Source organism: Arenibaculum pallidiluteum, assembly GCF_017355985.1.
Classification (GTDB): domain Bacteria; phylum Pseudomonadota; class Alphaproteobacteria; order Azospirillales; family Azospirillaceae; genus Arenibaculum; species Arenibaculum pallidiluteum.
In genome coordinates this window covers 662,453-688,463 of record NZ_JAFIQU010000001.1, presented here as the reverse complement: position 1 = coordinate 688,463, position 26,011 = coordinate 662,453, and the positions used below count along the sequence as shown (strand labels likewise).

Annotated in this window: 25 protein-coding genes; 7 read left to right on the top strand and 18 right to left on the bottom strand. The window is 69.8% G+C overall.

Annotation, left to right across the window (positions count from 1 at the left end; genetic code table 11):
- Positions 1 to 108 precede the first annotated feature (108 nt).
- The 4 genes from fabI to JUB13_RS03325 all read right to left on the bottom strand — a co-directional run bounded on the left by fabI (position 109) and on the right by JUB13_RS03325 (position 5,246).
- A complete protein-coding gene (fabI, locus tag JUB13_RS03340; protein WP_207477196.1) occupies positions 109 to 885 on the bottom strand; it encodes an enoyl-ACP reductase FabI in 777 nt (258 codons plus the stop codon).
- Positions 882 to 2,099, bottom strand: a complete 1,218-nt coding sequence (locus JUB13_RS03335) for an acetate/propionate family kinase (RefSeq protein WP_207477195.1) — start codon at positions 2,097 to 2,099, stop codon at positions 882 to 884. Before JUB13_RS03335 ends, fabI begins: the two co-directional genes overlap by 4 nt.
- Before the next feature lie 129 nt (positions 2,100 to 2,228).
- Positions 2,229 to 3,653, bottom strand: a complete 1,425-nt coding sequence (locus JUB13_RS03330) for a bifunctional enoyl-CoA hydratase/phosphate acetyltransferase (RefSeq protein ID WP_207477194.1) — start codon at positions 3,651 to 3,653, stop codon at positions 2,229 to 2,231.
- 621 nt (positions 3,654 to 4,274) lie between these two features.
- Positions 4,275 to 5,246, bottom strand: a complete 972-nt coding sequence (locus JUB13_RS03325; RefSeq protein WP_328702854.1) for a 2-hydroxyacid dehydrogenase — start codon at positions 5,244 to 5,246, stop codon at positions 4,275 to 4,277.
- 533 nt (positions 5,247 to 5,779) lie between these two features.
- Here JUB13_RS03325 and JUB13_RS03320 point away from each other — a divergent pair.
- Positions 5,780 to 5,980, top strand: coding sequence for a hypothetical protein (locus tag JUB13_RS03320; RefSeq protein WP_207477192.1), 201 nt, complete (start codon positions 5,780 to 5,782; stop codon positions 5,978 to 5,980).
- Positions 5,981 to 6,074: 94 nt separating this feature from the next.
- Here the strand turns inward: JUB13_RS03320 and JUB13_RS03315 are convergent, their stop codons facing one another.
- The 9 genes from JUB13_RS03315 to JUB13_RS03275 form a co-directional block, all read right to left on the bottom strand.
- On the bottom strand, positions 6,075 to 6,653 hold the full coding sequence (locus JUB13_RS03315; protein WP_328702853.1) for an ABC transporter permease: 579 nt from the start codon (positions 6,651 to 6,653) through the stop codon (positions 6,075 to 6,077).
- A 156-nt stretch (positions 6,654 to 6,809) separates the two neighbouring features.
- On the bottom strand, positions 6,810 to 7,688 hold the full coding sequence (locus tag JUB13_RS03310; protein ID WP_207477190.1) for an AEC family transporter: 879 nt from the start codon (positions 7,686 to 7,688) through the stop codon (positions 6,810 to 6,812).
- An 84-nt stretch (positions 7,689 to 7,772) separates the two neighbouring features.
- Positions 7,773 to 8,516, bottom strand: coding sequence for an SDR family oxidoreductase (locus JUB13_RS03305; protein WP_207477188.1), 744 nt, complete (start codon positions 8,514 to 8,516; stop codon positions 7,773 to 7,775).
- Between the two features lie 34 nt (positions 8,517 to 8,550).
- The gene (gene solA / locus JUB13_RS03300; protein WP_207477186.1) at positions 8,551 to 9,696 is read right to left on the bottom strand and encodes an N-methyl-L-tryptophan oxidase; all 1,146 of its coding nucleotides are present in this window, start codon (positions 9,694 to 9,696) and stop codon (positions 8,551 to 8,553) included.
- Positions 9,697 to 9,830: 134 nt separating this feature from the next.
- A complete protein-coding gene (locus tag JUB13_RS03295; RefSeq protein ID WP_236024673.1) occupies positions 9,831 to 11,507 on the bottom strand; it encodes a methyl-accepting chemotaxis protein in 1,677 nt (558 codons plus the stop codon).
- A gap of 364 nt (positions 11,508 to 11,871) precedes the next feature.
- Positions 11,872 to 12,960: a methyl-accepting chemotaxis protein gene (locus JUB13_RS03290; RefSeq protein WP_207477184.1), complete on the bottom strand. Its 1,089-nt coding sequence runs from the start codon at positions 12,958 to 12,960 to the stop codon at positions 11,872 to 11,874.
- A 299-nt stretch (positions 12,961 to 13,259) separates the two neighbouring features.
- Positions 13,260 to 14,855: an alpha-amylase family glycosyl hydrolase gene (locus JUB13_RS03285; protein WP_207477182.1), complete on the bottom strand. Its 1,596-nt coding sequence runs from the start codon at positions 14,853 to 14,855 to the stop codon at positions 13,260 to 13,262.
- A gap of 32 nt (positions 14,856 to 14,887) precedes the next feature.
- Positions 14,888 to 15,673 (bottom strand): SDR family oxidoreductase, encoded by a 786-nt coding sequence (locus JUB13_RS03280; RefSeq protein ID WP_207477180.1) that lies wholly within the window; start codon positions 15,671 to 15,673, stop codon positions 14,888 to 14,890.
- 87 nt (positions 15,674 to 15,760) lie between these two features.
- Positions 15,761 to 16,174: a hypothetical protein gene (locus JUB13_RS03275; protein ID WP_207477179.1), complete on the bottom strand. Its 414-nt coding sequence runs from the start codon at positions 16,172 to 16,174 to the stop codon at positions 15,761 to 15,763.
- A 101-nt stretch (positions 16,175 to 16,275) separates the two neighbouring features.
- Here JUB13_RS03275 and JUB13_RS03270 point away from each other — a divergent pair, with 101 nt between their 5' ends.
- From JUB13_RS03270 to JUB13_RS03255, 4 genes are all read left to right on the top strand, one after another.
- On the top strand, positions 16,276 to 16,464 hold the full coding sequence (locus tag JUB13_RS03270) for a hypothetical protein (protein WP_207477177.1): 189 nt from the start codon (positions 16,276 to 16,278) through the stop codon (positions 16,462 to 16,464).
- A 59-nt stretch (positions 16,465 to 16,523) separates the two neighbouring features.
- The gene (locus JUB13_RS03265; RefSeq protein ID WP_207477174.1) at positions 16,524 to 17,246 is read left to right on the top strand and encodes a carbonic anhydrase; all 723 of its coding nucleotides are present in this window, start codon (positions 16,524 to 16,526) and stop codon (positions 17,244 to 17,246) included.
- Between the two features lie 82 nt (positions 17,247 to 17,328).
- Complete coding sequence (locus tag JUB13_RS31975; RefSeq protein ID WP_207477173.1) at positions 17,329 to 18,252, top strand: diacylglycerol/lipid kinase family protein; 924 nt, start codon at positions 17,329 to 17,331, stop codon at positions 18,250 to 18,252.
- Positions 18,239 to 19,090, top strand: a complete 852-nt coding sequence (locus tag JUB13_RS03255; RefSeq protein ID WP_207477171.1) for an inositol monophosphatase family protein — start codon at positions 18,239 to 18,241, stop codon at positions 19,088 to 19,090. The genes JUB13_RS31975 and JUB13_RS03255 overlap by 14 nt, the downstream gene beginning before the upstream one ends.
- Before the next feature lie 65 nt (positions 19,091 to 19,155).
- Here JUB13_RS03255 and JUB13_RS03250 read toward each other — a convergent pair whose 3' ends face one another.
- From JUB13_RS03250 to JUB13_RS03240, 3 genes are all read right to left on the bottom strand, one after another.
- Positions 19,156 to 20,361, bottom strand: a complete 1,206-nt coding sequence (locus tag JUB13_RS03250) for an ABC transporter substrate-binding protein (RefSeq protein WP_207477169.1) — start codon at positions 20,359 to 20,361, stop codon at positions 19,156 to 19,158.
- 238 nt (positions 20,362 to 20,599) lie between these two features.
- Positions 20,600 to 21,847, bottom strand: a complete 1,248-nt coding sequence (locus tag JUB13_RS03245) for an MFS transporter (protein WP_207477167.1) — start codon at positions 21,845 to 21,847, stop codon at positions 20,600 to 20,602.
- 153 nt (positions 21,848 to 22,000) lie between these two features.
- Entirely contained in the window at positions 22,001 to 22,855 is an 855-nt protein-coding gene (locus tag JUB13_RS03240; RefSeq protein WP_207477165.1) for an oxidoreductase, read from the bottom strand.
- Positions 22,856 to 23,029: 174 nt separating this feature from the next.
- On the opposite strand from JUB13_RS03240, the gene JUB13_RS03235 reads away from it, so the two are divergent.
- Positions 23,030 to 23,986 carry a cation diffusion facilitator family transporter gene (locus tag JUB13_RS03235; RefSeq protein ID WP_207477163.1) on the top strand — a complete coding sequence of 319 codons (957 nt, stop codon included), beginning with the start codon at positions 23,030 to 23,032 and terminating at the stop codon, positions 23,984 to 23,986.
- A gap of 16 nt (positions 23,987 to 24,002) precedes the next feature.
- Here JUB13_RS03235 and JUB13_RS03230 read toward each other — a convergent pair whose 3' ends face one another.
- The gene (locus tag JUB13_RS03230) at positions 24,003 to 24,980 is read right to left on the bottom strand and encodes a helix-turn-helix transcriptional regulator (protein ID WP_236024672.1); all 978 of its coding nucleotides are present in this window, start codon (positions 24,978 to 24,980) and stop codon (positions 24,003 to 24,005) included.
- Between the two features lie 24 nt (positions 24,981 to 25,004).
- Here JUB13_RS03230 and JUB13_RS32180 point away from each other — a divergent pair, with 24 nt between their 5' ends.
- A complete protein-coding gene (locus tag JUB13_RS32180) occupies positions 25,005 to 25,202 on the top strand; it encodes a TOBE domain-containing protein (RefSeq protein ID WP_207477161.1) in 198 nt (65 codons plus the stop codon).
- On the opposite strand, the gene JUB13_RS03220 is transcribed toward JUB13_RS32180, so the two are convergent.
- Complete coding sequence (locus JUB13_RS03220) at positions 25,153 to 25,998, bottom strand: substrate-binding domain-containing protein (RefSeq protein ID WP_207477159.1); 846 nt, start codon at positions 25,996 to 25,998, stop codon at positions 25,153 to 25,155. The genes JUB13_RS32180 and JUB13_RS03220 overlap by 50 nt on opposite strands.
- Positions 25,999 to 26,011 lie beyond the last annotated feature (13 nt).

Below are 26,011 nucleotides of genomic sequence, written 5' to 3'. Positions count from 1 at the left end.
GTCGCCCTGGTTCCACTTCGCAGGACCCGCGGCGGTGGCGGAGGGGGCCGGCGGTGCCGATGCCCCCTCCGCCTCTCGGTGGTCCAGGGCTCTCTCCCGTTCCCGGGCTCAGCCGACCACGTGATAGCCGCCGTCGACGTAGGTGGTCGAACCCGTGACCAGCCGCCCGGCATCGGTGGCCAGGAGCGCGGTCGTCAGGCCGACATCCTCGATCTCAACCAGGCGATGGGCCGGAGCGGCGGCCTCGACGCGGCTCATCAGCTCGTCGAAATGGTCGATGCCGCTGGCCGCGCGGGTCTTGAGCGGACCCGGGGAGATCGCGTGCACCCGGATGCCCTTCGGGCCGAGCTCGGCCGCCATGTAGCGGGTCGTCGCCTCGAGCGCCGCCTTCACCGGGCCCATGATGTTGTAGTGGGGGACCACCTTCTCCGCGCCGTAGTAGCTCATGGTGAAGAGAGTGCCGCCGTCGCGCATCAGCGGCTCCGCCAGCCGCGCCATGCGGATGAAGGAGTGGCACGAGATGTCCATGGCGGTCGTGAACCCCTCGCGCGAGCAGTCGACGACGCGGCCATGCAGATCCGCCATGGGTGCGAAGGCGATGGAGTGCAGGGCGAAGTCCAGCTTGCCCCAGCGGCGCCCGATCTCCTCGAAGACGGCTTCGAGCTGGCCTGGGGCGGAGACGTCGCACGGCATCAGGATCGGCGCGCCCAGCTCCTCCGCGAGCGGCGCCACATAGGGCTTCGCCTTCTCGTTCAGGTAGGTCACCGCGAGGTCGGCGCCCAGGCGCCGGAAGGCGCGCGCGCAGCCATAGGCGATCGAGTGCTGGTTGGCGATGCCGACCACCAGGCCCTTCTTGCCCTTGAGGTCGATGGAGAGTTCGGTCATTGGACGAGTTCCTTGACTGGCTTGTGCGTTGCGGCGGGCGCCAGGATTCCAAGTGTCTCCATGGCGATCATCCGCTCTTCGTCGGTCGGGATGACCCAGGCGGACAGGCGGCTTCCCGGCCGGCTGATCCGCGAGGAGCCCGCGAAATTGGATTCGGGACAGAATTCCAGACCCAGCCAGCCGAGCCGGCGGCAGACCTCGGCGCGGATCTCGGGCGACCGTTCGCCGATGCCCGCCGTGAAGGCGATGCCGTCGAGGCCGCCCATGGTGTTGGCCAGGGCGCCGATCTCGCGCACGATGCGGTGCACGAACAGGTCGATGGCCTGGCGTGCCTCGGGCCTGTCCGAGGCGAGCAGGTCGCGCATGTCGTTGCTGATGCCGGAGACGCCCAGCAGGCCGGACTGGTTGTAGAGCAGCTTCCGGATCGCCGCGGGTGTCATGCCCTTGGCTTCCAGCAGGTGCAGCACGACGCCGGGATCCAGGCTGCCGCAGCGCGTGCCCATGGGCAGGCCGTCGATGGCCGTGAAGCCCATGGTGCTGTCGATGCTAACGCCGTTCTCGACCGCGCACAGGCTGGCGCCGCTGCCGAGATGGGCGATCACGACCTTGCCCGAGGCCAGCTCGGGCGCCAAACGCGCCAGCTCGCGGCTGACATAGGCGTAGGACAGCCCGTGGAAGCCGTACCGGCGGATGCCGTCCTCGTGCAGGGCGCGCGGCAGCGCGAACCGGCTGATCGCGTCGGAATGGCCGCGGTGGAAGGCCGTGTCGAAGCAGGCGACTTGCGGCAGGCCCGGATGGGCGAGGGCCAGCGCCCTGATGGCCGAGAGGTTGTGGGGCTGGTGCAGCGGCGCCAGCGGCACCAGGGCCTCCAGCTCGGCCATCACGTCGGGTGTGACCAGCACGGGATCCGCGAAGCGGCGCCCGCCGTGGACCACGCGGTGGCCGGCGGCGGCGATCCGGTCGCCTTCGAGGCGGCTCTCAATCCAGGCGATCAACTCGCCCAGGAGCTCTTCCTCGGTGGGATTCGCCGGCGGGTCCCAGCTTCGCTCCTCCACCGTCCGGCCGTGATGGTCCTTGGCGGTGAAGCTGGCATGGGTGCCGATGCCCGAGATCTGCCCGCGGAGCACGGCATCAAGTTCCGCGGCGCTTTGCCGGAACACCTCGAACTTGATCGAGGAGGATCCGGAGTTCAGGACGATGATGACGTCTGCCATGGCACGCTCCTGGAGAGGCTTCTGGCCTGGAGCGATCTGAGGTTCGCCGTGCCCCCCAGAACGCTAGCAACTGATTGAAGTCAGGGCGGATTCGCGAGATCCGGTGCCCGCACCGGATCGCGATCCGCTCTAGAGGGGCTTCTGGGCGCCTGCGACCAGCGCCATGACGGCGCAGGAGGCGAGGCGCGTCTGCACGCTGTCGGCGCGGCTGGTCAGCACGACCGGGACGCGGCAGCCGAGGACGATGCCGGCGGCATCGGCGCTGGCCAGGAAGGAGAGCTGCTTGGCCAGCATGTTTCCGGATTCGAGGTCGGGGACCAGCAGGATGTCGGGATCGCCGGCGACGGGGCTCGTGATCCCCTTGGTCCGGGCGGCCGCGGCGCTGATGGCGTTGTCGAAGGCCAGAGGCCCGTCCAGCACGCCCCCGGTGATCTGCCGGCGATCCGCCATCTTGCACAGGGCGGCCGCGTCCAGCGTGGACTGGATCTTCGGCGTCACCGTCTCCACGGCCGACAGGATGGCAACCTTGGGCACGTCGACGCCCAGGATGCGGGCCAGGTCGATCGCGTTCTGGACGATGTGGACCTTCGCCTCCAGGTCGGGCTCGATGTTGATGGCGGCGTCCGTGACGATCAGCGTCTTGTGGTAGGTCGGGACGCTCATCACGTAGGCATGCGAGATGCGGCGCGCCGTGCGCAGCCCGCCGTCCTTGCGGACGACCTCGCCCATCAGCTCGTCGGTATGCAGGCTGCCCTTCATGACGGCGGCGACGTCGCCGGACCGGGCCATGGCGACGCCCTTGGCGGCGGCGGCGTGGCTGTGCTCGACATCGACCAGCGTGCAGGCCGACAGGTCGAGGCCATGCTCCTCCGCGATGGCGCGGATCTTCGCGGCCGGGCCTACCAGATGCGGCACGATCAGGCCGTTGGCGGCGGCCAGGACGGCGCCCTGCAGGCTGTCGAGATCGCAGGGATGCACGACCGCCGTCGGGACCGGCGGCAGGTTGGCGCAGAGCTCCAGCAGCTTGGCGCAGGCATCGTGCCGGATCATGCGCACTTCGGGCAGCGCCATGCGATGGCGCCTGACCTTCTCGGTCGGGGCCAGCACCTGCGCCTCGCCGAGGATCAGCTCCTTCCCTTCCTGGTTGACGCAGCGGCAATCCAGGACGACGCGCTTCTTGTCCTCGACCTTCTCGCGCACGGTCACGGTCGCGGTGACCACGTCCCCGGGCTTCACCGGCCGCCGGAATTTCAGGTCCTGGCCGAGATAGATGGTGCCGGGGCCGGGCAGCACGGTGCCCAGGATCGTCGAGAAGAGCGAGCCGCTCAGCATGCCGTGGGCGATGACGCCATGGAACATGCTGGCGTCGGCATACTCCTTGTCCAGATGCGCAGGATTGACGTCGCCGGAGACCGTCGCGAACAGCTCGATGTCGTTCTGCGTGACCTCGCGGGTGACACTCGCGGTCTGCCCGACCACCAGCTCGTCGAAGGTCACGTTCTCGATGATATCCGACTGGGCCTGCGCCGTGGGGGTATGTTCGATCATGTTCATGATGGGATCTCAGCGCTGATGGACGTGGGTGCCGGGGGCCGCAGGAGCCTGCGGGCCGCCGGCCTCGGAAGTGCCCGCGATGGGCGCGTCGGTGAGGCATTCGGGATGGCGGGCGTGCCTGGTGGCCGGCCGGGCGCCATCGTGCGGCGGGGTGCCTGCGGCGGCCGGGATCTGGCCGCGAGACACGGCACGAGGGGCGAAGCCATGCCCGGTGCCCGTCGCTGCTTCTTCTCGCGTCACGGATCAGCCTCCAGGTGCCGGCATGCGGCATGAACCGCCGCGACTGCTGCTGGCCGTCGCTGCGGCGCCCGCGATCGGCGACCCTGGAGGTAGCGGTCCCGCACTTAATAATAAATGAATTTCAGCGGTCAGATATCGGTGTACGTATTGGTACGTATAAGACTATACGTGCAAATACTTACAATCCCTTCGTGGCGATGGCGACCATTGCTAATTCCTGACGCATCGAATCACACGGCGAGCTGCGGTGTTGCTTGTCGTGGTTTCTTGGGGGATCGTTCTCGTGAATGAATATGATTTGGCAGCCAAGCAAATTGCTTGTCCTGCGGGGCTTGCCAGAAAGGATGCCGCGGGCCCACCAGCGCCCGCGGCACGTCCTGATCAGGCGGTCCGGCCGGCCCAGGGCGTCTCGGGCACGGGGGTCAGCGGACCCTTGCCGGAGAACCAGGCCGCGAGATTGTCGACGACGAGCTGGCCCATGGCATTGCGCGTGTGCACCGAGCCCGAACCGACATGGGGCAGAAGCACGACATGCTCCATCTCGACCAGCTCGCTGGGGACGCGCGGCTCGTCCTCGAAGACGTCCAGCCCGGCGCTCAGGATGGTCCCGTCGCGCAGGGCGCGGATCAGCGCCGCCTCGTCCACGACGCTGCCGCGCGAGACGTTGATCAGGATGCCGGTGGGCCCCAGCGCCTGCAGGACCGAGGCATCGACGAGGTGCCGCGTGCCCGTGCCGCCGGGCGTGACGACCATCAGCACGTCGACCGCCGCGGCCAGCTCGGCCGGCGTGCCGTAAAAGGCATAGGGCAGGTCGTCCTGCCGATGACGGCCGTGATAGGCGATTGGAAGCCCGAACGCCTCGCAGCGCCTCGCGATAGCCTTGCCGATCCGGCCGAGGCCGAGAATGCCGACCTTGCGCTCGCGCAGCGTCGCCGTGAGCGGGAAGGACTTCTCGAGCCAGCGGCCGCTGCGCAGGAAGCGGTCGGCCTGAGGGAGCTGCCGCACGGTCGCCAGCAGCAGGCCGAGGGCGAGGTCGGCGACCTCGTCGGTCAGGACGTCCGGCGTGTTGGTCACCACGATGCCGCGGCGGGCCGCCGCCGCAACGTCTATGGAATCGTACCCGACCCCGTAGCTGGCGATGATTTCGAGGCGCGGCAGGTGCGCGAGATAGGCGTCGTCGATGCGGCCATGGGAGCTGCTGGTGGCGAGACCGCGGATGCGCGGGCCGATCCCGGCCAGATAGGCCGCGGGGTCGGCTGCCTCCCAAGGGCGGTGCGCGGTGAAGCTCGTGGCCACCCCGTCCATGACGAGCGGCGGCATGGGACCGCCCAGGAGTATTTCGACGTCCTTCACGCAGGCTCTCCTTTCTGGCGGGGCGGCTGAATGGCAGCTCCCCGTGCCCCGGACCGAGGCTACGGGCACGAAGCTTCCGGGATTTCACGCACGGCGCAAGTGCCGCGGGCACGACGCGGATGCAGGGCGGCTCCCATGGTGGACGCATGGATGTTGGTTATACCGACAACGCGACAGGTATGTTAAATCTTGAATATTGACTCGTTGGCGAGGTTGTTTGACGATCCGCCTTGCGACGAAGGTCGCCGCGGGAATTTTCGGCCCCTGCTTGCGCCGCGACACCAAACGCTAAGCGCCACGATCACCGGTCGTGGAACCTTGGAGAGACCGGATGACGTCCAAAACCATTGCGCCGGCCGACCGGCCGCGCGCCCTCTTTCCCCAAGCCTGCATCGCCACCCCCTGGATGTGTCCCGGGTCCTGTCACTGACCGCTGTGGTCAGAGGTCCCGTCTGAACCGGCCGTCGCGACCGGTCTCCACGCCCTCCATACAATGAAGGACGCCCGCGCGGCGCCCTTCGCAGGGGTATGAGATGCACGATTCCAATGCCTACGCCATCGAGGTCCAGGGCCGCGCGGCCGGGATCGTCGTCGCTCAGCGCGGCGGCTACACCTTCTTTGTGGCGGACCATGCCTTCCGCGAGCTCGACGGCCGGTTCTTCCGCCGCGTCGAGCAGGCTCAGCGCGCGGTCCGGCGCCTCGCGACCGAGCAGGCGCGCCCGCAGCATCACTGAGGTGCGGCATCACTGAGGTTTGGTGCGGGCGCTGGCCGGATCCGATCCCTGCGCCGGCGGCGCAGGGATCGGATCCGGCGGCCAGGGCTGGAGATCAGGATCCAGGAAAGGCCAGCCGGTACAGCCAGCGGGCCGCGGCGTCCAGGAGGAAGCCGAGCAGGCCGATGACGATGACCATGGCCATCAGTTCGGAACAGGCCGGTCGGTCTCGCGTATCGAGGATGAAGTAGCCGAGGCCGGCCGAGACGCCGAGCATCTCGCACGGCACCAGCACGACCCACACGACGCCGATGGCCAGCCGCAGCCCGACGAGGGCATGCCCGAGCACCCCGGGCAGGATCACGTGGCGCAGCATCTCCCAGCGAGTTGCGGCCCGGCTCGTGGCGAGGGCCAGCCAGCTCGGCTCCAGGCGCCGGACTCCCTCGGCCGTGTTCAGCAGGATCGGCCAGACCGCGGCGAAGGCCAGCAGGAAGTAGATCGGCCGGTCGCCGACGCCGAAGGCCATCACGGCGATCGGCATCCAGGAGAGCGGCGAGATCATCCGCAGGAACTGGAAGGCCGGTGAGGTGGCGGCGTTCAGCGCACCGATCAGGCCCACAGCGATGCCCACCGGAACCCCGACCGCGAGTGCGATCGCCAGCCCGACGAGAACGCGGCGGAGGCTGATGGCCACGTGGACGGGCAGGTCGGACTGGCCGAGGAGATCGACGAGGCTTGCCAGGCTGCTGGCGGGCGAGAAGCGCCGTGCGAAGCTGCCGGGCTCTGCCAGGAGATACGCGGTGCGGCGTGGTGTGGGCCGATCGAGCCCACCCCGCGGTCAGCTCAGGCTTCAGCCAGGAGCGAGGAAGACCAGGAGCACGGGCAGCAGGAGCATTGCAAGGACGGTGGAGGCGATCACCATGCTCGCGACGTCCTCCGGCGCGTTGTCGAACTTCGCGGCCCAGAGATAGTTGAAAACCGCCACGGGCATGGCGCTCTGTAGGATCACCACGCTGCGCATGGTTCCCTCAAGACCGAAGGCCGTTGCTGCGGCCCAGCCGGCCGCGGCGCCGGTCGCCAGCCGCAGTGCCGAAAGGGCCAGGGCCCGCACGGTCCCCTTCAGCCGCAGCCCGGCGAGCGCCACGCCCAGCGAGACCAGCATCAGCGGCACTGCGCAGTTGCCGAGAAGCCCTGTGGTGTTGGTGAGCCAGGCGGGGAGGGGAAGCCCGGTCGCACGCACCGCAAGGGCCACGATCACCACGGGCACCAGCGGCGTGCTCAGGAGCTGGCGCAGGTCGGCGCGCCCGGCCGCGATGGCGGGCCCGAGCGTGAACTGGAAGACCGCGAGCACGGTGAAGAACACGACCGCGTAGCCTATGCCGGTCTCCCCGAACGCGAAGAGGCAGATGGGTATGCCCATGTTGCCGGCATTGGGGAAGGCGAAGGCGGGCACATAGGGGCGCAGGGGCAGCCGCAGCGCCAGCATGGCCAGGGCGCCCGAGCCGCCGGCCAGGAGCACCGCGGTGGCGGCGGCGAGCGCCAGGGCCGTGACGTCGCTGGCCTCGGCCCGAAGGCGTGTCAGGGTCGAGAAGACCAGGCAGGGTGTCGCGACATTGACCACAAAGGTCGTCACGAACGCCCGATCGAAAGGCAGGCGCGCGCGGGTCCAGCCGAAGCCGAGCGCGGCCACGATGAAGACCGGGGCCATCACCGCAGCGATGGCGGACATGGGAACGGACGCCGTCAAGCGCAGGGGCCTCGTGCAAGGGAAGGCCGGCGCCGCGGCGGGCAGCCGGCCCGGGGGCGCGGGGGCTCAGCGGCCGCCGGAGATGTCGATGAGCGCGCCGTTGGCGTAGGAGGCGGCGTCGCTGAGAAGCCAGATGATCGCCTCGGCCACCTCCTCCGGGCGGCCCGGGCGGCCGAGCGGCGTGCCGGTTCCAAGCCGCCAGGCACGGTCCGGCTGCCCGCCGCTGGCATGAATGTCGGTCTCGATCAGCCCGGGGCGTACCGCGTTCACGCGCACGCCTTCCGGGCCCATTTCCCGCGACAGGCCGCGGGTCAGCGCGTCGATGGCGCCCTTGGAGCCTGCATAGTCGACGTATTCGTTGGGCGAGCCGAGCGTCGCCGCGATCGAACCGATCAGGACGATCGATCCGCCCCGGCCGCCCCGGCTGCGTGCAAGCCGCCGCGCCGCCTCGCGCGCGCAAAGATAGGCGCCGAGCACGTTCACCTCGAACATGCGGCGCAGCCGCGCGCCGTCCATGTCCATCAGCCGCATCGGCGGCGCGACGATGCCCGCGTTCACCACGACGCCGTCCAACGGTCCCAGGCGTTCGGTCGCCGCATCAAAGACGGAGATCACCTCCTCCTCGATTGCCACGTCGCCCTTGAACGCCGCCGCGCGTCCGCCGGCAGCTTCGACCGCGGAGACCGTGTCGGTGGCGGCCTCGGCGTTGCCGACATAGTTCACGCCGACCGACCAGCCGCGTTGGCCGGCGAGGATTGCGGCGGCCTTGCCGATGCCGCGGCTCGCCCCGGTGATCAGAATCGTCTTCATCGCTTTCTCCGAATGCCGACCGCCGGGTCGCCGTTCACGGCGCCGCAGCGGTTCCCGGGAACCGTCCCATCGCGAAGAGCGACAGGTCGTGCCGGGTCCTCCCCTCCGTCGCAAGATCGGCGAGGGTCTCGCCGATCACGCTTGCGAATTTAAAACCGTGACCCGAGCAGGGTGACGCGACGACGACCTCGGGCGCACCGGGCAGCGTGTCGATCACGAAATGCTCGTCCGGCGTATTGGTGAACAGGCAGGCCGCCAGGCGGAGGATCGGCCCGTCGGCGTCCGGGAACATGTGCCGGATACCGCGGCGCAGCACCTCCTCGTCCTCCGGCGTGGGCTCGCGTGACAGGGAATCCGCGTGGCCGTGCTGGCGGAGATGATTGTAGAGCCCGATCTTGAAGCCCGGAATGCCCCAGGTCGGGAACTGGTAGAAGTGCCCGAACTCCGTGAGGATGTTCGAGACCGGGAAGACGGCCGGGGTGAAGTGGGCGGGATCCCGTGGCAGGAACCACCCGAGCACCTGCCGCTCGGGCACCGCCCGCCCCTGCAGGGCGGGGACCAGGTCCGCGATCCAGGCGCCCGCCGAGGCGATCACCGTTCCAGCCTCGTAGCGATCCCGGTCGGTCACGACGACGACTCGCCCCTGTCCGGGCTCGATGGCGACGACCCGCTCGCGGCCGTGGATCTCGGCGCCCTTGGCGACGGCCAGAGAGGCATGGGCCAGGATTGCGCGCTCCGACGCGACGAACCCCGCGTCCGGCTGATAGACCGCCGCGTAGCCGTCGGGCAGCCGGTATCCCGGGAAGCGGCGGGCGGTCTCGGCGGCCGTCAGGACCTCGTGCGGGAGATCGTGCTCGCGGCAGGCGCGCAGGGAGCCCTGGACGACGCGGCTGTCCTCGGCGCCGCCGTCGATGCCCCCGGTCACGAAGAGAAGCTGCTCGCCCGCGAGCGACTCGGTCTCGCGCCACAGCGCGTAGGCGCGCCGCAGCAGCGGGACATAGTCTGGGTGCTCGAAATAAGCCAGCCGTATGATGCGGTTGAGCCCGTGCGACGACCCCATGGCGTGGCCGAGGTCGAAGCGCTCGATCCCCAGGACTTTCCGGCCGCGGCGCGCGAGGTGCCACAGGGCGGCGGATCCCATTCCGCCCACGCCGATCACGATGGCATCGAAGCTTTTCATCCTGCCCGTCCCGATGGCTGCTCCGGAGCGTTTCCGGGAGCAGCCATCCTAGAGCAGAATCCGCCCCGCCGTGATAGCACCGCGCGCAAGCCGGCCTTGCCGCGACCGCGCGCAAGCCGGCCATGCCGCTGTGGTCAGGCCGTGCGGATGCTGGCGAGGAAGCCCGTGACCTCGGATCTCAGCTTCTCGGCCTCGCTGGCCAGGCCCGAGGCGGCGCCGAGCACGCGGCGGGCCGCCGCTCCGCTGTCGGTCGCGGCCTGGTTCACGCCTGCGATGCTGCTCGACACGGCCTGGGTCCCGCGGGCCGCGTGCAGGACGTTCCCCGCGATGTCGCGGGCAGCCGCGCCCTGCTGCTCGACGGCGGCGGCAATCCCCGCCGCGATGTCGTGGATCCTCCCGATCGTCTGCCCGATACCCTCGATGGCGCCGCGTGCGCCGCTCGTGGCGTTCTGGATCTCCTGGACCTTGGCCTGGATCTCCTCGGTGGCGCGGGCGGTCTGGGTGGCCAGCGCCTTGACCTCGCTCGCCACCACGGCGAAGCCCTTGCCGGCCTCGCCGGCGCGCGCGGCCTCGATGGTGGCATTCAGCGCCAGAAGGTTCGTCTGGCCGGCGATGGAATTGATCAGCTCGACCACGTCGCCGATCTGCCGGGCAGCCTCGACCAAGCTGTTGATGGTCTCGCTGGTGCGCGAGGCCTCCTGCACGGCCGTGGCCGAGATGTCGGCTGAGCTCGAGACCTGGCGTCCGATCTCGGCAATGGAGGCGGACATCTCCTCGGTCGCGGCGGCGACGGTGTGCACGTTGTCCAGGGCTTGCCCAGAGGCGGCGGCGACCTCCGTCGCCTGACGGCTCGTCTGCTCGGCGCTAGCGGCCATGGAGGTGGCCGAGTCCTGCATGTCGGCAGCGGCCGTGGCAACGGCCTCCACCACGCCCTTCACCTTGGCCTCGAACCGGGCCGCGAGCTGCGTCATCTCCTTCCTGCGCGCGGCCTCGGCCAGGCGCTCGGCTTCCTCGCGCTCGGCGCGCAGGCGCTCGACCGCCAGGGCGTTGTCCTTGAAGACCTGCACCGCCTGCGCCATCTGGCCGATCTCGTCGGTCCGGCGGCGCCATGGGATCTCCACCGAGAGGTCGCCTTTCGCCAAGCGCTCCATGGCGCCGCGAATGCCTTTTAGCGGGCGGAACATGGCGCGCCCGATCAGGAGGCAGGCGCCGGCCACGGCGAGCGTGATCAGCGCGCTCATCCAGGCGATCCGCTGCGTCAGCGCATCGACCCCGGCGAAGAACTCGGCCTTGGGGATGCCGACATAGAGGATGCCCACGACCTTCCCTGCGGGATCCTTGATCGGGTCATAGGCCGTGAAGAAGCGCGTGCCCAGGATGTCGGTCTCGCCGCGGTAGGGGACGCCCTTTCCGAGCACGGCGTCGTGGACTGGGCCCGGCGCCAGCTTGGTTCCGACGGCACGGTTTCCGTCCGGCTTCTTCACGTTGGTCGCGATGCGGGTATCGCCCATGAAGACGGTTGCGGTCCCGCCGACCTGCTCGCGGATGCTGTCCACGGGATCGAAGAAGTCGTTCAGCACGACCTCGCCGGCCAGGAGCTTCCCGTCCGCGATGCGGAATTCCTGCCCATACTGGCGCAGGACGTTCCAGGCGACGCGCATGTTGGATTCCTGGCGCTCCTGCGCCTGCTGCCGGGCGTGCCCCCCGAGGAGGGCATCGCTCGCGACGTAGATGGCCGAGCTGAGGATCGCGAGTGCGACCATGACCATGGTTGCGACCCTGGCCGACAGGGGAAGGCTTCGAAGCAGCAAGATCCGTCCTCTGCGTTCAAGCGCGTCGGCATGCCGCAGAAGTCATTCCGGCGAGGTCCCCCAAGGGAGATGGGGCCTCGCTCGGCTAGCTGCGATGCCAATGCGGTTATTCCTGTAGCCAACCGTTTTCAATACCAACGGATGGCGACTATTTGCCGCAAGGATAATACGAAAGATCTAAAAAACTTCCAATATCTTCCACGAGGGACGTATTCCGTCGCGCTGCCGCATTTTGAAATCAAGGGCGCGGATTCGTGCCTGCCGTGGCAATGGCGTTGTGGTCGCGGCCGGCCAGCGATGCGGGGCGTCCCTGAAACTGGGTGCAGCGCAACGCCGCGTCGGCACACCGCGGCCGAGTCGCGCCTCAGCGCCGGAGTGTGGGCTGCTGGACGATCACGCCGAACCAGCCCTGGCCGTCATAGGCCTCGTAGCCCGGGGAGCGGTGGAAGGCGACGGCACTGCCGTCAGCGCCGTGGTACATGCCCGACGGACGCCCGCCGTCCTGAAGGTCAAGCTGTTCGGAGAGGACGCCGGTGCCATCCGAGGATGCGATCACGCGGTGCGCCCGGTCGACCAGCATGACCCGGCTGCGCGCGACCTCGCCCGGGCCAAGCCGGACCCCCCGGATGATCGCTTCGGCCTGGGGGCCCCAGTCGAAATGGATTCCGAGCACGCCGATCGGCCGGCCGTCGACGCGACCCGCCTCGCGCACGGCGGCGGCGAAGGTGGCGACCGGTGCGTTGCCGAGGCGGGGCTCCGCCACGATCTCGGCCACTGCGTAGTCGTCGCCGGAAAGAGTCTCCAGAGCCTCCCGGAACCACTTCTCGTTGGCGACGGAGGTGCCGGCCGCGGCGAAGCGGTCGGGCCGTCCATGGGCGATCACCTTGCCGTCGAGGTCGCACAGCCACAGGTCCAGGTAGACCGTATAGGCGCGAAGGATGACCCCGAGGCGCTGGGACGCATGGCTCGTCAGCGCCGGGTCCCCCGGGCTGGACGCCGCGTCCACCATGGCGCTGTCGGTCGCCCACCACCGCACGTCCGCGGTCCGCTCGTAGAGGTTCCGCGTGATCAGCTCGACAGCGTTCAGCGCCAGGTCGACCAGGCGCTGGCCCCGGAGCTGCTCGAGAATGCCGGCGCCGAGCTGCTCGAGCTCGCGCACGGCCTGGGTTACCTCGCCCTCCAACTCGGCCGTCACGTCCTCGATCTGGGAGGATACGCCCTTCACCTCGTTGGCGACGACGGCGAAGCCCTTGCCGGCCTCGCCGGCGCGTGCGGCTTCGATCAGCGCGTTCAGCGCCAGGATCTTCGTCTGTGAGGTGATGGCCTTGACGCGCTTCACCTTGTCCCGCACCGCGCGTCCGACGACACCCGTCAGGTCGATGATGCGCTCGGGCTCGACCTCACCGGCCTGCGCAGTGTCGGCGACATCGACCGCGTGCGGGGTGAGCAGCATTCGGTCCTCCTCTTGGAAGCAATCGCGGTTGGCCGATCTGGGAATTGGACTCAAAGGAGGCCGCGTGCTCCCGCTCCCGGCGGCCTATTTTTACCATCTCATACTGGTCGTCATGGGTTAAAAATTTATTTAATCTTCTCTGCCCATTTTGCGGTCATTTTGCCTTCTTTTCAGCGTTCGTGTCAGGGCTCGGCATCATCTTGTTCGGTCTGCGCGACCGTTCCGTTCGCGCGAGCGGCATTTCCATTCCGCCCGACGGACAGGCCATTGCTGCATCGGCCGGTGGCCGCAAGCGCGCTTCAGCCCTCGCAGGCGATCACCAGCCCCTCGTCGGGCCCGAGGCTGATCGTCCGCCCGATGGGCTCGTTCACCCGGCCGAGGCCGGTGGAAAGGCGGATATGTCCGGTCAGGGGACCACTGGGGATCTCGCAGGGCGCGGATCCCATGTTCAGCACGATGCGGAACCGTTCGCCGCCGTGCCGGCGCTCGTAGACCAGGACGTCGCCAATGGCGCCCACCGGCACATAGTCCCCGACCGAGAGCGCGGGCTCCGCCCGGCGGAGCCGCAGCAGCGCCTTCACCAGCGCGAGCATGGAGAAGGGGTCCGCATCCTGGGCCGCGACGTTGGTCCGCGCATGGTCCGGCGGCAGGGGCAGCCATGGCGCGCCGGTGGTGAAGCCGGCCCCCGGGCCGGCTGCCCAGGGCAGGGGCGCGCGCACGGGATCGCGGCCGAGCCCGAGCCCCGGCAGGTTCCGCTCCCACGGGTCCTGGACGAGATCCGGCGGGATCGCGACGTCCAGCATGCCGATCTCGTCCCCCTGGTAGATCGTCGGCGTCCCGCGCAGGGTCAGCAGCAGCATGGACGCGACGCGCGCCTGGGCGGGGCCGATCCGGCTCGCCACGCGCGAGCGGTCGTGGTTGCCGAGCACCCAGTTGGGCCAGCCGCCCGGGGGCAGGGCGGCTTCGTATGCGTCGATGAGCGCCGCCACCGCGGCAGCTTTCCAGGGAGTGGATATCAGGTGGAAGTTGAAGGGCAGGTGGAACCCGGCGAGATCGATCCCGTAATACGCCATCAGCCGATCGATCGGCAGGTAGGCCTCGCCGATCAGCAGCCGGTCGCCGGGAAACTCCTCGACGGCCCGGCGCATGGCCGCGATTGCCTCGTGCACCTCCGGCTGGTCCATGGTGTGGGCGCGCACGAGCCTGCGTGCCGGCGACATGCCTGGGCGCCAGTCCGGGCTGGGCGGATTGTCGCGCAGCCGCTCGTCCTCGACCAAGTGGTGGATCGCGTCCACCCGGAAGCCGTCGACCCCGCGCCGGAGCCAGAAGCGCAGGACATTGAGCATGGCCTCGCGCACGGCGGGGTTCCGCCAGTTCAGGTCCGGCTGCTCCTTGAGATAGGCGTGATAGTAGTACTGGCCGGTGCGCTCGTCCCATTCCCAGGCGCTGCCGCCGAACTCGGCGACCCAGTTGTTCGGCGGTCCCCCGTCGGGCGCGGGGTCGCGCCAGACGTACCAGTCGCGCAGCGGGTCCGTGCGCGAGGAGCGGCTCGCGGCGAACCAGGGGTGCCGGTCGGAGGTGTGATTGGGCACGTAGTCCAGGATCACCCTGAGCCCGCGGCCATGCGCCTCGGCGACCAGCCGGTCGAACTCCTCGAGCGTCCCGAAGGCCGGATCGATCCCGGTGTGGTCCGCGACGTCATAGCCGAAATCCGCCATGGGCGAGGGGTAGATCGGCGAGATCCAGACGGCGTCGACGCCGAGATCCACCAGATGGTCGAGCCGCGCCGTGATGCCGCGCAGGTCGCCGATCCCGTCCCCGTCGGAATCCTGGAACGAGCGCGGATAGACCTGATAGACGACGCCGCGCTGCCACCACGCATGGCCGTCGGACATGCGCCGCTTCCTTCCGCAGGTGGGTTTCGGGTTCAGCCGACCAGGAGCGACTGCGCCCCGTCGATCCAGACCGGCGTGCCTGTGATATGGCGCGAGCGCTCCGATGCCAGGAACAGGGCCAGTTCGGCCACCTCGAAGCTGTCGCCCGGCCTGCCGTCGGTCAGCGGGATCTTGCCCTCCGGGTATTCCACGGGCTCCTTCGCCTTCTCGGTGTTGCGCGCCTGGGTGTTCTCCTGGATCTCCGTGTCAATGGCGCCGGGGCAGATGGCATTGACCCGGATCCGGTGCCGGGCGAGTTCGAGCGCAAGCATCTGCACCATCGCGACCTGGGCAGCCTTGGTGCAGGAATAGGCCGTCGCCCCGGCATTGCTGAAGACCCGCGTGCCGTTGATCGAGGCCGTCACGATCACCGATCCGCCACCTGCGCGCTTCAGATGCGGGACGGCGTGGTGGAGCGTCAGGTAGGTACCGCGCAGGTTGACCGCGATGGTGCGGTCCCATTCGGCCGGCGCCAGCTCGTCGATGGGCGCCCAGACGCCATTGATCCCCGCATTGGCGAAGACGATGTCGAGCCGGCCATGGGCCCGGGCCAGACCGGCGATCGCGGCTTTCATGGCCTCGTCGTCGGCGACGTCGGCCACCAGCGGCTCGGCCCTGCCGCCCGCGCCGCGGATCTCCTCCACGGTCTGGCGGACCTCCTGCTCGGTATGGCTCAGCACGCCGACCACGGCGCCTTCACGGGCGAAGCGCACTGCTGCGGCCTTTCCGATACCCGATCCCGCGCCGGTGATCAGCGCGACCTTCCCCTGAAGCTCCATGGCTCCGGCTCCGCTCCTGCTCTGGGCCCGAGCCTCCTCAACCGGTGCGGCACCGCTGCGTTCCGGGCCGATCCGGGGATCGCCGCCTCAGGGTCCCTGGCAGCGCCGCATGTCCTCCGTCCGGACGAGAGGCATGAGCCCGGCCCCGCACAGCATCAGCCCTCCGATGCGCCCCTGATCGTCGACCGCCAGGTAGAGGTCGAGCTGCGCCGTCTCGAACTCGGCGGAATAGAGATGCTGCCCCTGGCCGAGATAGCGGCCGTACCGTACGGTCGTGAAAGGGCCGAAGGCCGCAAGGGTGCGAAGGCGCCAGGCCTCGATTGCCGCCGCATCGCGCAGCGCGAGGATCTCCGGCGAGAACAGCTCGGCGAGACCCTCGCCCGAGTTGACGGCCTGGGCCAGTCGCTGCGCAGCCCGCGTCCTCTCGCTGAGCCCGGCGCCGGTGCACAGGATCAGGGCGCCCGCCAGTGCGAGAGTGGCTTTCGCCGGCGCTCGCTGCATGGCCATCCTCCCCGCTGGCCCCGATGGCCCGGCCCCGGCGACGGGCGCCACCGTCGCCTGTTCTTCCCTCAGAAGACCAGACCGATGCGCGGAGCGCCACCATGAACCCGGGACCCGAAGATGCGCGCGGCACCCCATCCGGCGAGGCCAGGGCGGCGCGCCGCAGCCCCGACGACCTTCCGCCCCACGCGCAGGTCGACACGCCCGCCCGGCTGCGGGCGACGCAGGCGGTGCTGCTGGCGGTGCTCGCCCTCCTGTTGATCGGGCTCGCCTTCCTGCTGCTGGACTGATGCCGTCGGCGCACGACGGATCGACACCACATGCTCCACCCGATCGCGGAGGCAACAGCATGCGATTCTCCTCGCACAAGTCACCTGCCCATCCGGCGCGCCGGGCCTTCCTCTGGCTCGCGGCCCTCGGCGGCGCGAGTCTCGCCGCGCGGCCGGGGGTCGTGCTCGCAGCGAGCGAGAAGACCGATCTGACGCCAGACCAGGCGCTGGCGCGGCTCAAGGAAGGCAATGCCAACTTCGTCACCGACGCCCCGTACCGGGCGGCGCAGGGGCGGGAGCGGCGCCTCGAGATCGCGCGCGGTCAGAAGCCCTTCGCGGTGCTCGTCGGCTGCTCCGACAGCAGGGTACCGCCCGAGCTGCTGTTCGGCCGCGGCCTCGGGGAGCTGTTCATCGTCCGGGTTGCAGGGAACACCGTGGACAGGGCGGCGCTCGGAAGCATTGAATACGCCGTCGCCGAGCTGGGCGTGCCGCTCGTCGTCGTGCTCGGCCACGAACGCTGCGGCGCCGTCATGGCTGCCGTGGAGGTGTATCAGAAGGGAACCGTCCTGCCCGGTGCGATCGGCGAGATGGTGGAGCCGATCATCCCCGCGGTCGTGCGTGCCCGGGCTCAGGGCGGCGATCTCGTCGAGATGGCCGTGAAGGAGAACGCCCGCACAACCGCCGCGCGGCTGCGGACGGAGGGGCCGATCCTGGCCGAGGCCGTGGGCACCGGAAGACTGAAGATCGTGGCCGCGAGCTACGATCTCGACGATGGGCGGGTCGACTTCCTCGACGGGGCCTGAGCTCCGGGTGCGGCGCCGCACGCCGTGACGATGCGCCCCGGTGCCGGTTTCCAGTACCCGAATTCATTCTTGGAGGCCGGTAGTGCGTGTGACCGTGATCCACAACAGCGCGGCCGGCACCGGGAAGGCCGTTCCGGAGCGGCTCTGCGATGCCTTCGCGGCGGTCGGATACGAGGCCCGGTTCCACGCCGCGGGGGATCCCGGATGGATCGAGGCGCTGGCTTCGGACACGGACCTGATCGCCGTCGCCGGCGGCGACGGCACCGTCGTCAAGGTCATCAAGGCGATGCGGCGGCGGGACGTTCCGGTCGCGGTGCTGCCGGCGGGGACGGCGAACAACATCGCCCGCTCGCTCGGGATCTCGGGCCGGCCGGAGCAGGCCATTCGTGGCTGGCGCGATGCGCGGCCACGCTGGATCGACCTTGGCGTGGTTTCGGCGCCCTGGGGCGAGGGCATCCTGGCCGAGGGTCTGGGGCTCGGATGCGTGGCCCATGCGATGGCGGAGACCGACGACATGGACCTCGACGCCAGCGACGAGATCGTCCATGCGCGGGGGCAACTGCATGGCGCTCTGCTCGGGGCGCGTCCGCGCCGCTTCGACGTCTCCGTGGACGGGGCGGCGCTGCCGACCGAAGACGCGCTGTTCGTCGAGGTGCTGAACTTCCCGCTGGTGGGACCCAGGCTGGCGCTGGCGCCCGGGGCAGATCCGGGCGACGGATTCTTCGACGTCGTCTGGCTGGAAGCCGCGAGGCGCGACGAGTTTCTCGCATGGCTGTGCAGCGGGGCCATCGACCGCACGCCCGCCCCCGTGCGCGTCGCGCGCGGCCGGGCGGTCACCATTGCCTGGCGCGGCGAGATGATGCGGGTGGAGGACGGCTTCAGGGACCCCGAGGACGGCCGGGGGACGATCGAGCTCAGGGTCCATGCCCGCGCGCTGCGGATGCTGGTCCAGGAGCCGCCTGGGCAGCCGCAGGGAGCACAGGAGGGACCGAATGGCCGGGATTGACGGACCTGCCGGCGAGCAGGAGCTCCGGGAGATCGAGCAGACGGCGGTGGAGCTGGCGCGGCTGGCCGGCACCGAGATCGTCTCGGCGCTCGGACGCATGCTCGCCGTCGCCTACAAGAACCTGTCGGGGGACGACGCGTCCCTTCGGGATCCCGTCTCCGAGGTGGACAGGCACGCCGAGGAACTGATCCGGTCGAGGCTGGGCAAGCGCTTCCCGGATCATGCGATCCTCGGAGAGGAGTTCGAGGCGCACAAGGGGACCGGGGGCGAGTTCGTCTGGGTCGTCGATCCCGTCGACGGCACGGCGAATTTTGTAAACGGCTTCCCGCTGTTCGCAGCTTCGGTCGGCGTGCTCCGGCGCGGCGTGCCGGTCGCGGGCGCGGTCTGGTGCTCGACGACCCATGCCCTGAGATCCGGCGTCTATCATGCCCATCTCGGCGGTCCGCTCTGCTTCGAGGAGGAGCCGCTTGCCAGGCAGCCCAATCCGGCCGTCCGCCGGCGCCTGGTCGGCCTGCCCGAGACGGGAGTCGGGCTCGATCCGTCCTACGACGCCCGGAAGTCCGGATCCGCCGCCGTGGAATGCGCCTTCGTGGCGGCCGGCCTGCTGGCGGCCGCGCGGTTCGAGCGGCCGAACGTCTGGGATGTGGGAGCAGGCCTGGCGCTGGTCCGTGCCGCCGGGCTGGAGGCCTGGGGCCGGAACCGGAACGACTGGATGCCGCTCGACCGGTTGGGCGATCCGGTCGCGGAGGGCGGCATCCCTAGTCTGGAGGGATGGCGCCCCACCATCGTGATCGGGGGCGCCGAAGCCGCGCGCGCACTCCGCGCGGTCGGGGCGTAAAGCGGCGGCCTCTCCCGCCGGCACCGCGCCGCACAAGCGCGGCGCGGTGCCGGCCGATCGCGCCTTCAGCCCTTTACCAGCGGGCAGCCGCTCTTCGCGGGCTCGATGAAGGCCTGGTCCGCCGGGATCGTCTTCACGATCTCGAAGTACTGCCAGGGCGTCTTGGAATCAGCGGGTGCCCGGACCCGTGCCAGATACATGTCGTGGAACATGCGCCCATTGGCCGCAATCCGGCCGTTCTTCGCGAACATGTCGTTGACCGGCGTCTCGCGCATCTTCGCCGCGACCTTGTCGGGATCGTCCGTTCCGGCCGCCTTGACCGCCTGCAGGTAGTGCCGCACGGCGGAGTAGACGCCGGCCTGCACCATGGTCGGCTTCGCACGGGCGAGCTTCTCGAACTTCTCGGACCAGGCGCGGCTGTCCGCGTCACGATCCCAGTAGAAGCCGGTCGTCAGCATCAGCCCCTGGGCGACCTGCGGCCCGAGGGCATGGACGTCCGTGATGAACAGCAGCAGCCCGGCAAGGCTCTGGCCCGACTGGGTGATCCCGAACTCGGCGGCCTGCTTGATCGCGTTCGTCGCGTCCGAGCCCGCATTGGCAAGTCCGATGACGTCGGCGCCCGAGGCCTGGGCCTGCAGCAGATAGGACGAGAAATCGGGAGTCGCCAGGGGATGCCTGACCGTGCCGACCACCTCGCCGCCCAGGGCCTTCACCATCTTGGCGGTCTCGTTCTCCAGCGAATGGCCGAAGGCGTAGTCCGCGGTCAGGATGAACCACTTCTTCTTGCCCTGCTCGACCAGGGCGCGGCCAGTGCCGGCGGCCATGGCGTAGTTGTCATAGGCCCACTGGAATCCGTAGGGCGAGCAGGCCTTCCCGCTCAGGTCCGTCGAGCCCGGGCCGGACATCAGGAAGATCCGCTTCTTGTCGCGGGTGATCTCCTGGACGGCGAGGGCGGCCGCAGAGTTCGGAACATCCGCCACGACGTCCACCTGGCTGGCGTCGATCCACTCGCGGGTCGTGTTTGCCGCGATGTCGGCCTTGTTCTGATGGTCCGCCACGACGATCTCGATCGGCTTGCCGTCGATGGCATTGCCCATCTCCTCGGCCGCCATGCGGGCCGCGATCGCGGATCCCTCGCCTGCGAGGTCGGCGTAGATGCCCGAGCGGTCGTTCAGCACGCCGATCTTGACCTTGCCATCCGAGATCTGCGCCTGAGCCGTCCCGGCCATGCAGGCAAGAGCCACGCCCGCAAGCAACATCGTCCTCAACATCCCATCTCCTCCTCGCCATGCGGCCGGAATCGCCAAGGTCCGGCTCGTCGGCATCTTCGTGCCTTGAGGCCGGTGTTCGACCGGCGCCGCGTCCCCGCAGCCTAGCGTGTTCCTCCGTCCCGTCGAAGGCTAGAAAGGTGTATGCGGCAATAGTCCGCGGCTGGATTGCGCAGAGTCATAACAAACACCGCCGGTCCGGCGCCGCAAGGACGACCGGACGCGCAGTCCGGGACCGAGCCTAGCCGCCGGTGGTGGCGTCGTTCCGGGCCGGTGCCTGGGGCACCATGGCGGCGGTGGCCGGGCTGGAGGCCGGGACATCGGAGAAGCCGCCGGGGGCCGGCAGGCGCCGAAGCCGCAGGATGCGGTGCAGGACGAACAGCCCGAGCCCAGCCGCCACCAGCGCCAGGTAAAGGAAGAAGCCCCCCGGCCCCGCATGGTCGAGGGCTGCGGCGCCGGGCACCGGCCCCAGCATGGCGCCGGCCGCCCAGGCGACGAGCAGGCCGCTGACCGTCGGCACGATGCGCTCGGGCGGGACCACGTCGCTGGCATGGGCGACGCAGATGGCATAGCCGCAGAAGGCAAGGCCGCCCCAGGCCAGGAACCCCGCATAGACCAGGGCCGGCGCGGGCGTGTCCGGAAGTCCGGCCATCAGCAGGGACACCGCGGCCGTGCCGGCCGCGATGCCCGCGAGCACCAGCCGGCGGTCGATGCGGTCCGACAGCCAGCCGAGCGGCCACTGCATCACCGCGCTGCCGATCTGGAGCGCAACCAGGAGGCCGGCTGCCAGCTCCGGCCTCAGCCCGATGCGGGTGCCGTAGACCGGAGCCAGGGCCGCCATCGGCCCGTTGATGAGCCCGATGAAGAAGCAGCCGACCAGCGCCGAGGGCGCGGCCTCGAGCAGGTCCCTGAGGCGCAGCGCCGTCAGGTTCGGCGTCGCCGGCGTCTCGCCCATTGTGAAGGCCACCGGCAGCAGCGACAGGCACAGCAGGGCATTCACCACCATGAAGAGGCCGTCGCCGCCGATCGACCCCGCCGCCACGAGGAAGGGCGACAGGATCAGCGCCACGCGCGTGCTGATCATGTACTTGCTGAGGACCTGCCCGCGGTTGCCCGCATGGGACTTCGCGCTGATCCAGCCGTCGGCTACGGTGAAGAGGCCGGCCAGGACGGTGCCCGACAGCGCGCGCAGAAGCGTCCACGAGACGACGCCCGTCGCCTGGGTGAAGGCGAGCACGATGATCCCCGCGGCGGCGGCGAGGCTCGCGAAGGCCCGGATGTAGCCGAACTGCCTGACGAAGCGCGGCACGAAGAGGCAGCCGGCCACGAAGCCCGCCCCGTAGGCGGCGGCGACGAGGCCGATCTCGGTCGAGGCCATGCCCAGGAACTGCATGCGCAGGGGGAGCAGCGCCTGGAGCAGGCCGTTCGCACCCTGCAGGATGGAGGCCCCGACGATGATCGACAGGACGGAGTCGCGCTGGTTCAGCATGGATGGACGGAAAAGGCGGGCAAGCCGGGCGGGAATGGAGGCGCGGGCACCCGACCTCAGCCGGGGCGGGTCAATGTGGCCTGCGCCGAACGGCGCGGCAAGCGCGCTCCGCTCAGGTCAGCCGCGACTCCGGACCCTCTTCCCGGGGCGCTGTCAGCGCTCGTTTTCAGGGAAGTCGGCGCCGATGGCCGTGTCCTTCCATGCCTCGATCTCTGCCAGGGTTTCGCGCAGCTTGCCGGTGACGGCACCGAAGCCGAAGGCCCCGAGCACCAGGTGCTTCGGCGGCGCCTCCGCTTCGACGGCCTTGATGATCGCTTGCGCAGCCCGGACGGGATCGCCCGGCTGCCTGCCGCTGATGTCGGCGGTCGCCTGCTGGCGCTTGCCGACGGTGTCCTGGTAGTCGGCGATGGCGGGACGCGTCCGGTGCAGCGAGCGTCCGGCCCAGTCCGTGCGGAAGGGGCCGGGCTCGACGCAGGTGACGTGGATCCCCAGCGGCGCGACCTCTCGGCCGAGGGAGTCCGAAAGGCCCTCGACCGCATGCTTGGTCGCGGCGTAGTACCCTGACCCCTCGTAACCGACGAAGCCCGCAACCGAGGACAGGTTCACGACATGGCCGCGCCGACGTTCGCGCATGCCGGGAAGCACGGCGCGGATCATCGCCGCCAGCCCGAAGACATTGGCCTCGAACTGGGCGCGGATCTCGGCGTCGTCACCTTCCTCGATGGACGACTGGTATCCGTAGCCCGCGTTGTTCACCAGCACGTCGATGGACCCGAAGCGCATCTCGGCCGCCTTCACCGCCGCCGCGATCTGCTCCGTGCGGGTCACGTCGAGCGACAGGGCGAGCGCCCGGCCCTCGTGGCCGGCGGTGAGATCCCGCACCCGGTCGGCGTCCCGCGCGGTCACGACGGCGCGCCAGCCGCGCTCCAGGACGAGCTGGGCAAGCTCCCGGCCGAAGCCGGTCGAGCAGCCCGTGATGAACCAGACGGGATCGTTGGCGGACGCCATTGCTCACTCCCTCTCGAAATACGGAAAGCTATTTGAAACAGCGCAGCCGCCCTGCCGTCGCAGCCGGGACCGCGGTAACGCTCCCCATTCCGTTGCAGGATCGCCGCTGCGCGTGGTCCTGCAACGGAATTGGGGGCGCACGGTTCAGCTAATCCTGGACCGGCGGATGAATCCATGGCAACGCAGCACTCCTCGTCGAAGACAGTCGTCTATGCCGCGCTGGCGGGGAACTTCGCGATCGCCCTGGCGAAGTTCGCGGCAGCTGGCTGGACGGGCAGCTCGGCCATGCTCAGCGAGGGCGTTCATTCCCTTGTCGATACCGGCAACGAGATCCTGCTGCTGTACGGGATGCGCCGGGCCGCGCGTCCGCCCGACCGCGCCCATCCCCTGGGCCACGGCCGCGAACTCTATTTCTGGACCTTCATCGTGGCCCTGCTGGTCTTCGCGCTGGGCGCCGGCGTGTCCTTCTACGAGGGAATCGTCCACATGCGCCGGCCGGAGCCAGTCGAGGACGTGACGGTGACCTACATCGTGCTCGGCCTGTCCGTCCTGTTCGAAGGCGGGTCGTGGCTCGTCGCCCTGCGGGCCTTCCGCACGGCCAAGGGGCGGCGCGGATACATCGAGGCGGTACGGCGCAGCAAGGATCCGACGACCTTCACCGTGCTGTTCGAGGACAGCGCGGCGCTGATCGGCCTCGCCATCGCCTTTGCCGGCATCACCGCCGCCCAGGCCCTCGACCGGCCCGAACTCGACGGGCTGGCCTCGATCGGGATCGCGCTGGTGCTCGCCGCGACGGCCACGATCCTGGCCCGCGAGACCAAGGGCCTGCTGATCGGCGAGGCAGCCGACCCGGCCGTGCAGCGCTCGATCCTCGCCATCGCCGCCGAGGACCCGGCCGTGGACCACGCCAACGGCGTGCTGACGGTGCATCTCGCGCCGCATCAGGTGGTCGCCAATCTCAGCGTCGAGTTCGGCGATGCCGTGCCGGCCTCCGCCATCGAGGCTGCGGTGGAGCGCATCGAGACCCGGGTGAAGGCCCGGCACCCGGAGATCACAGCGCTTTTCGTGAAGCCGCAGCGCTCCGCGGTGTTCCGGAGCCGGCTCGGCCATGTCCTGGAGGTCGGCGACTGACCGCCGGACGCCCGGCTCAGTCAGGAGCGTTGTAGCGAACGGCGCCCAGGGAGGAGACGTCGTAGCCGCCGAGCTCGGCCGCGCGCTGGAGCGCATCGGGGCTCCGCGCGAAATCCAGCAGCGCCTGCATCGCGGGTTCGAAATAGTCCCGCCGCCGCATCACGAGATCGAAGCGCTCGCTGTACAGCGGCAGGAAACCCAGCCGCAGGCGGCGGGCCACGGCCGCGACGGCAAGGCCCGCATCAGCCTTTCCGTCGAGCACCGCGAAGCCGACCTCCATCTCGGTGCGCACGGCCTGGCCCACCGTGGCGAGCCGGCTGGGATCGATCCCGGCGCTGTCCAGCAGGTGCTCCAGCAGGATCTGCGCGCCGGAGCCGGGCTGCCGCAGAGCCAGCCGCGCTCCCCGTTCGGCCAGGTCGCCGAGGCCGGCGATCCCCAGCGGGTTCCCGGCAGGCAGGACCAGCCCCTGCTCGCGCTCCGCCCAGGCGATCGCCACCACGCCCAGCCCGCCGAGACGCTCCTCGATCGCCGGTGTGTTGTAGGTGCCGCTGGCGGGGTCCAGGACGTGGATACCTGCGGCCAGCGCCTCGCCGCGCGCGAGCCGGTCGAGACCATCCAGGCTGCCGCCCCCCAGCAGGGCCAGCCCGCATCCGGATTCGGTCGCGCACCATTCGAGGAACGGGTCGTGGCTTCCGGCGATCACGGGCGGTGACCCGGCCCGGCCCGCAGCGGACGGGCGCCCGCCGACGCCCTCGGCCAGCCAGGCATCGATCTCGCGACGGGGAAACAGCCACTTGCCGCCGACCCGCGTGCACGGGATCAGCCCGCGGCTGACGAGGTCGTAGATCTTGCGCTCCTTCAGTCGCACATAGGTCGCGACCTCGTGCGTGTTCATGAGCTCCGGCAGCCCGCCCGGCGACATCCCCGGGGCTGTGCCGGGGACAGCCTTCCCGGCCGCCGTGCCATTGCGGGCGCCTCGCGCCATCTCGTCCATGTCCTTCACCGATCGACGTCAGACATGAAACTCGGCGCCCGCAACCAGCTCAAGGGCAAGGTCCGCACCGTCGAGCATGGGCCCGTCTCCACCAGGGTGACTGTCGAGGTCGGTGTACAGCTCACCACCTCGACCATTACCTCCAAGGCCGCCGAGGATCTGGCGCTGCGGGTCACGAGCCGCTCTTGGCGGCGTTGGGGAAGAAGAGCTGCTCGCCGTTGATCTTGTACGAGGCGATGGCCTTCTGGCCCTTGTCCGACAGGATCCAGCCCACGAAGCTCTTCCCGAGATCGGCCTTCACGTGGAGATGCTTCTGCTGGCTCACCTGCATCACGCCATACTGGTTGAAGAGCCGCCTGTCGCCCTCGACCACGATCTCGAGGTCGCGGCCGTTCTGGAAGCTTAGCCAGGTGCCGCGGTCGGCCAGCGCATAGGCGCCCATGGCGGCGGCGGTGTTCAGGGTGGGGCCCATGCCGGACCCGGTCTCCTTGTACCAGCCGGCGCCGGATGCCTTCACGTCGATTCCGGCCTGCTGCCACAGGCGCTGCTCGGACTTGTGGGTGCCGCTGTCGTCGCCGCGCGAGGCGAAGGGCGCCTTGGTTTCCGCGATCCGCTTCAGGGCCGCCGTCACATCCTTGCCGCCCTTGACCCCTGCCGGGTCCGCCTTGGGGCCGATGACCACGAAGTCGTTGTACATCACGTCGTAGCGGCGCGCGGCGAAGCCCTCGGCGACGAACTTCTCCTCGGACGGCTTGTCGTGCACGAACAGCACGTCGGCATCGCCGCGCCGGCCCGTCTCGATCGCCTGGCCGGTGCCCTGCGCGACGACGCGGACCTCGATCCCCGTCTCGGCCTTGAAGAGCGGCAGGATATGGCCGAACAGCCCGGACTGCTCGGTCGAGGTGGTCGAGGCGACCGTGATGAACTTGTCCTGCGCGCCGGCGTGGGCGGGGACGCCGGCCGCAAGGCCGGCCACCAGGACTGCGCCGAACAGGCGGCCCGCGAACGCTCGGTGCATGACTGTCCTCTCC